The following is a 6,085-nucleotide window of genomic DNA, read 5'->3' on the forward strand; positions in this document are numbered from 1 at the left end:
ACACCGCATCCTGGGCTCGCTACTGTGCTAGCCGGTTCAATGCCATTGCAGAGGTGCACGACGGCTATGGATTGATGGAGTTCACGCTCATCGTGCGGAAACTCTAGCCTTCACGCGCCGACCGACAGCCGTCGTCGAGTCTCCTCCAGCAGCCGCCGGTAAATGCCCGCCCCCGTCAGCTCGATCAGGGCCTCGGCCCGATCGACGAGGAGGGCCACCTCGCCGAGGTGATCCGGGTTGTTGCTCGCCGCCAGCGCGGCGGCGAGCGCGATGGTGGCGCGGCATTCCGGCAGCCGGGCGTGCCGTTCCTGCGCCACCGCGATCGCTTCCCGCGCCTTGTCGACGGCCGCGGCGTGGGCGCCGGAACGAAGCTGATAGTCGGCGATGCTCGCAAGCATCTCTGGTTCGATTTCCATGGCCACGCGCGCCGCGCGCACGAACTCGACGCCCTCCGTCAACGACAGGATTGCGGCCTGATAGTTCTGCGCGATGCCCTGCGCCGTGCCGATGCAGGCAAGCGAATAGGCGCGCAAATAGGGACTGGCCTGGCGCGTCGCCAGTTCGATCACGCGCCAGGCATGGGTGGAGGCCATCGCGGAATCGTCAAGGCACCAGGCCAGATCGACAGACCCAAGATGGGCGATGAACTGCACCGTCGGATCGATCAGCGTCGGATCGATGGCGAGAATTCGATCGAAGCACCGCCGCGCCTCGTCGAAACGGGCGAGACGAACGAGGATTCGGCCGCGGAGGCCGAAGATCCAGTGCTCGACATTGTAGCCAAGGAACTGGTGCTCGAAGTCGGTGATGCCAGGAACGCCGGCGAGCGCCGCATCACTCGCCGCCAGGGCTTCGCGCAAAAGGCCGGCCCAGCCGTAGGCTTGGCTGAGCGAGGCATTGAGCGTCGCGGCGCGGCTGGTAAGCTGTCGCGATTCCGTCAGCGCCAAGGCTTCCCTGACGGTGTTGACGTAGGCATCGGCTTGCCCGCCGCTCGCACCCGCGATCCGTCCTTCGACGAACAGCAGAAGCGGGATCATGGAATCGTCGATCTCCTGCGCCCATTCCAACGCTTCCTGAATGAAGGGTTTTGCGTCCTCCGACGTCATGCCCTCGCGCCAGCCTAGCCAAGCGATCTGGCTGCTGGCCGCGATCCTGAGCACATCGCCCGCCAGACTACGCTTCTGTCCCCCCTTCAGCGCGCGCACCTTGTGCCAATGCCGAATCGCTTCTGCCGGACTGGTCGAGCCGATCCAGCGCGCGGCGCGCGCGGCGTATTCGGCGGCGGCGTCGATCTCGCCGGCCTGCTCGAAATGGTGCGACAGGAGCGCTGAAAACTCCTCGAGCCGCTCCGGATAAAATTGCTCGATCGCGCGCGCCACCCGCGCGTGCAGAAGGCTGCGCCGCGCGCGGAGCTGGGTGGAGTAGGCGATCTCCTGAATCAGGGGATGGCGAAAGCTATAGCCTTGGCCGTCCTCGCCGCTGCGCGCCTGGAGCATCTCGCCGGAACAGAGCCGGGCCAGCGTCGCCTCGAGCTCGGCAGCGGACACGCTGGCGACGCTCTGCAGCACCGCGAGCTGAAACTCCTTGCCGATGATCGCGGCCGTGTGCAGGAGGTCGCGATCGCCGGGCGCCAGCCGATCAATCCGCGCTCCGATCACGGCCTGCACGGTCGGCGGCAGCACGTCGGAGACACCGGAAATGCCGCGCCGATAACCGCCCTGCTCGCCAACGATGGCCAGATGCTCGACCAGGGAACGGATCAGCTCCTCAGCGAAGAACGGGTTGCCGCCGCTGCGCTCGGCGACGCGCCGCCGTACCTCGGACAGCTCGTCCCCCGGCCCGAGCAGCTCGTTGACGAGATCGTCCGTATCCGTCGGCGAGAGCTCGGCGAGCTCGATCTGCTGGTACAGCGGCTCGCGCATCCAAGGCGCGAAATAGGCCGGCCGGAAATTCACGATCAGGACCGTCTTGGTGGAGATCACCGCGTCAACGAGCGTTGCGACGAATTCCTCGCTCGCCTGATCGAGCCAATGCAGGTCCTCGATGATGATCACCGACGCCGACGCGCCGCGCTGGCGAATCATGTGCCGGACGATGTCCAGCAGACGAACGTTGCGTGCGCGCGGACCAAGCCAGGAGGGTGGGCCCTGGACGTGCCTGATGCCGAGGAAATCGCAGACCAGCCAGAGGTCCGCCTCGAATGTAGAGCCGAGCTCGGCGAGGCGCGTGGCGATCTGCTTCACCGCCAGATCAGGCTCGTCGTCCGGTGAAACGTTGAAATAGGTCGAACGCAAAAACTCCAGCACCGGCTGCAGCGGCGTTGCCGTGCCATAGGGCTGCGCGCGGGCCTCGAACACCGGGATGTGGCGCGCGCGGCAATATTCAGCGAACTCGTAGCACAGCCGGCTCTTGCCGGTCCCCGGCGGGCCGACGATGCCGGTGACGCGCGAGCTGCCGATCTCCACCGCCGCCAACGTCCGCTGCAGCAGAGCCATCTCCCGCTCGCGCCCGCGGAACGTCGCCAAGGCGACACCGCGGAATTGCTGGCTAGCGACCGCCGGCTTGAGGTTCTTGAGAAGATACAGCTCGATCGGCTCCGGCACGCCACGCAGGCGGTGACGGCCGAGCGGGCCGACGTCGCAGAACGAGCGCACCAGACGGTAGGTCTCGTCGGTCAGGCAAATCTCACCCGGTTCCGCCTTGGTCGGCAGCCGGCTCGCCAGATGGATGGTGAGCCCGTAAGCGCCGTGCTCGGTGACCGTGTCGACGAGCGGAGCATCCGCGACGATCTCGCCGGAATGCAGGCCGATGCGTACCGACATGGCATCGTCTCGCGCACGAAACGTGTCGCGGATCGCCAGCGCCGCCTCGCAAGCCAGCAGCGCGTGGCCCTCCTGCGCGCGCGGTGCGCCGAAGAAGGCGAGGATGCCGTCGCCGAGAGTTCGGACCACCGTGCCCTCGAACCGCTCCACGCCGTCGCACATGGAATCGAGCGCGGGCTTGAGACGCTGCATGGCATCTTCGGCGGTTAGGTCGGCAACGATCTCGGTCGAGCTAACGAGATCGGCAAACAGCACCGTCACCTGCTTCAGCTCGCCCCGAAGCGGCCTCGTCGAATGCGCCGCCGCTGCCGGGATTGGTCGGCTCGCGGCATTCAGGGCCGCGCCGCAGGCCCCACAAAAACCCGAGCCGGGCGGGCTGAGATGATTGCAGGCGGAGCAGGCCATCGGCAGAGCCGAACCGCAGCCGTGACAGAAGCGATTGGTCGCCGGATTGTCACCGCCACAACTCTCACAGAGCATCTGATCCCCAACGAAGCAAGTCGACCAGGAGGAAGCAGCACCGCAACGCGTTATGCCTAGCCTGCAATGCCGGTCATCCGCGTTCACCGGCCAAAGGCACCATCTTTGGCACCCTCAGGCAACCGAATAGTTCACATCTGGCGCGCAACTGCGTCGAAGTCGCGCCCAAAGGTTGCAAAAAAACATCGAAACACGCACACTTAGTCCGTGAGTCCGGCAGGATCAGCCGGCGCTGAATTTACTGTAGGCTTGCTCCGTCGCAACGATCACATGCTCGGCGCAGGCGTTGCGCCGGTGCGGATCGGCGTCACGCTCGTAGGCCTCCGACTTCATCATGTCGAGGAAGGCCGCGATGCTCGGATAGTAGACCAGCGCCACGAAGTCCCAGTCGTTGCCATCGTGGGGGCCGAGCGCGACCGCCTTGGCGTCGCCGGTCCAGAGCAGCGTGCCGCCGCGCGCCTTGATCATCGGCACTGTGACCGCACTGTAGCGCAGATAGGCGTCCCAGCCGGAACCGTCGCCGTCGCCGGAGCGCGCGTGGAAGCGCATCAGGTTCAGCATCACCACCGGTGCATGCCGATCGAGCCGCTCCAGGCCGTCGATGTTCAACATATTAACCGCCAATGCTGCCTCCTCTGGTCACGCCTGCATTGTAGCATTGCGGCCGCGTGTCTTGTGTCACGACGTAAATCCGGCGCAAGCTCGTATCCAACGCCAATGACGATCGCTTCGCCCGCGCCACCGGCCTCCAATCCGGCCAGTTGGCTCAACAACCAGCCTTATCTGCTGCTCAGCCTGAGCTCGCTGTTCTGGGCCGGCAACATCGTGCTCGCGCGCCACGTCGGCGCGCATGTGCCGCCGCTGACGGTGACCACGATCCGCTGGTTCGGCGTGTTCCTGATCCTGCTGCCGTTCGCCTGGCCGCACCTGAAGCGCGACTGGCCGAATCTGCGCAAGAGCCTGCCGCTGATGCTGTTCCTGTCGCTGGTGGGCTTTGCCTTCAACAACGCGATCTCGTACTGGGCGATGCAGTACACGGAAGCGCTGAACGCGCTGCTGATCCAGTCGGCCGGACCGCTGTTCGTGGCGCTGTGGTCGCTGGTGCTATTCGGCGTGCGGCTGACCGGTGCGCAGCTCGCCGGCATCGGGATCTCGCTTCTCGGCGTGCTGATCATCATCCTGCGCGGCGATCTCGCCGCGCTCGCGAGCATCAGCTTCAACAGGGGCGACATCATGTTCGCCTCCTCGCTGGTGGCGTTCGGGATCTACTCTGCCTTCATCCCGCGGCGACCGAAGATCCACCAGCTCTCCTTTCTCTCCTTCACCACCTGCTGCGGCGCGACGATGCTGCTGCCGACTGCGATCTGGGAGGCCTGGAGCGGCCGCGTCCTGCAACTCGACGGGGTGACGCTGGCGACGCTGGGTTACATCCTGATCTTTCCCTCGACGCTGGCCTATCTGTTCTTCAACCGAGGTGTGGCGCTGATCGGCCCGAACCGCGCCGCTCCGTTCTTCCATCTGGTGCCGGTGTTCGGCTCGGCGATGGCGATCGTGCTGCTCGGCGAAAAGATCCAGCCATTCCACCTGATCGGCTACCTGCTGGTGCTCGCCGGTGTCGTGATCGCCTCGCGCCAGGGCTCTGCGGTGAAGTAATTCCGCACCGCGAGACGAGGCGACAAACTCGCGCCTTCCGATTTCGACGAGGAGACGCTAGGTTCCCCGCCAACGAAAAAAGAGGGAACGAACCGACATGCTTTCAGCGTTGATCCGAAACCTGCGTGCCATCGGCACGGCCGTCCTTTGTCTCGCCGCCGCGTCCGCTGCGCAGGCCGACAACTATCCGAGCCGCAACATCACGCTGGTGCTGCCGTTCGCGGCCGGCAGTGGCACCGACACCACGACGCGGCTGATCTCGCAGCATTTGTCGCAGGCACTCGGCGTCGGCATCGTCATCGAGAACAAGGCGGGCGCCAACGGCATGATCGCCGCGACCTATGTCGCGCGCGCCGCCCCCGACGGCTACACGCTGCTGGTGACCACCAACACCACGCATTCGGCCAATCCCTATCTGCTCAAGAGCCTGACCTATGATCCGGTCAAGGACTTCACCCCGATCGCGCGCACCGGCGACCTGCCCTTCATGCTGGTGATCCACCCGGAAGTGCCGGCCAAGACGGTCGGCGAGCTCATCGTGTACGGCAAGGCCAATCCGGGCAAGCTGAGCTATGCCTCGGGCTCGTCGTCGGCGATCGTGTCGGGTGCGACGTTCGCGCACAATGCCGGGCTCGATCTCCTGCACGTGCCCTACAAGAGCTCGCCGCCGGCGCTCAACGACGTCATGGGCGGCCGGGTCTCGATGATGTTCGTGGACATCCTGACCGGCCTGCCGCATGTCCAGGGCAACGCGCTACGCGCGCTCGCCGTCACGACGAAGGACCGCTCGTCACTGGTGCCGAACCTGCCCTCGATGCAGGAGGCCGGCGTGCCGGACTTCGACATCTCGTCGTGGCAGGGCTATTTTGGCCCCGCCGGCATGCCCAAGGAGATCGTGACAAGGCTCAACGCCGAGATCCGGAAGATCGTCGAGAAGCCGGAGATCAAGGCTCAGCTCGCCACCCTCGGCATGGACGCGTTTTCGGGCACGCCGGAGCAGCTCGGCACGTTCGTGAACGAACAGCTCGTGTTGTGGGAGAAACTGATCCGCGAGGCGGGGATCGAGAAGCAGTAGAGGCGCGCGAAAGCCGCGCCCTCCGCATTCTCCGTCATGGCCGGGCTTGTCCCGG

General features: G+C 65.6%; 4 protein-coding genes. 2 read left to right on the forward strand and 2 right to left on the reverse strand.

Going from position 1 to position 6,085, the window contains the following annotated elements; translation table 11 throughout:
• Positions 1 to 110: 110 nt before the first annotated feature.
• Together IVB47_RS24255 and IVB47_RS24260 are read right to left on the reverse strand one after the other, a co-directional pair.
• Complete coding sequence (locus IVB47_RS24255) at positions 111 to 3,302, reverse strand: adenylate/guanylate cyclase domain-containing protein (RefSeq protein ID WP_247464990.1); 3,192 nt, start codon at positions 3,300 to 3,302, stop codon at positions 111 to 113.
• 222 nt (positions 3,303 to 3,524) lie between these two features.
• A complete protein-coding gene (locus IVB47_RS24260) occupies positions 3,525 to 3,926 on the reverse strand; it encodes a DUF1330 domain-containing protein (RefSeq protein ID WP_247464993.1) in 402 nt (133 codons plus the stop codon).
• Positions 3,927 to 4,019: 93 nt separating this feature from the next.
• On the opposite strand from IVB47_RS24260, the gene IVB47_RS24265 reads away from it, so the two are divergent.
• Together IVB47_RS24265 and IVB47_RS24270 are read left to right on the forward strand one after the other, a co-directional pair.
• A complete protein-coding gene (locus IVB47_RS24265; RefSeq protein ID WP_247464999.1) occupies positions 4,020 to 4,955 on the forward strand; it encodes a DMT family transporter in 936 nt (311 codons plus the stop codon).
• Between the two features lie 97 nt (positions 4,956 to 5,052).
• Entirely contained in the window at positions 5,053 to 6,030 is a 978-nt protein-coding gene (locus tag IVB47_RS24270) for a tripartite tricarboxylate transporter substrate binding protein (RefSeq protein WP_247465002.1), read from the forward strand.
• The last annotated feature ends 55 nt before the right edge of the window (positions 6,031 to 6,085 follow it).

Origin of the sequence: Bradyrhizobium sp. 62 (assembly GCF_023073035.1) — a bacterium.
Classification (GTDB): domain Bacteria; phylum Pseudomonadota; class Alphaproteobacteria; order Rhizobiales; family Xanthobacteraceae; genus Bradyrhizobium.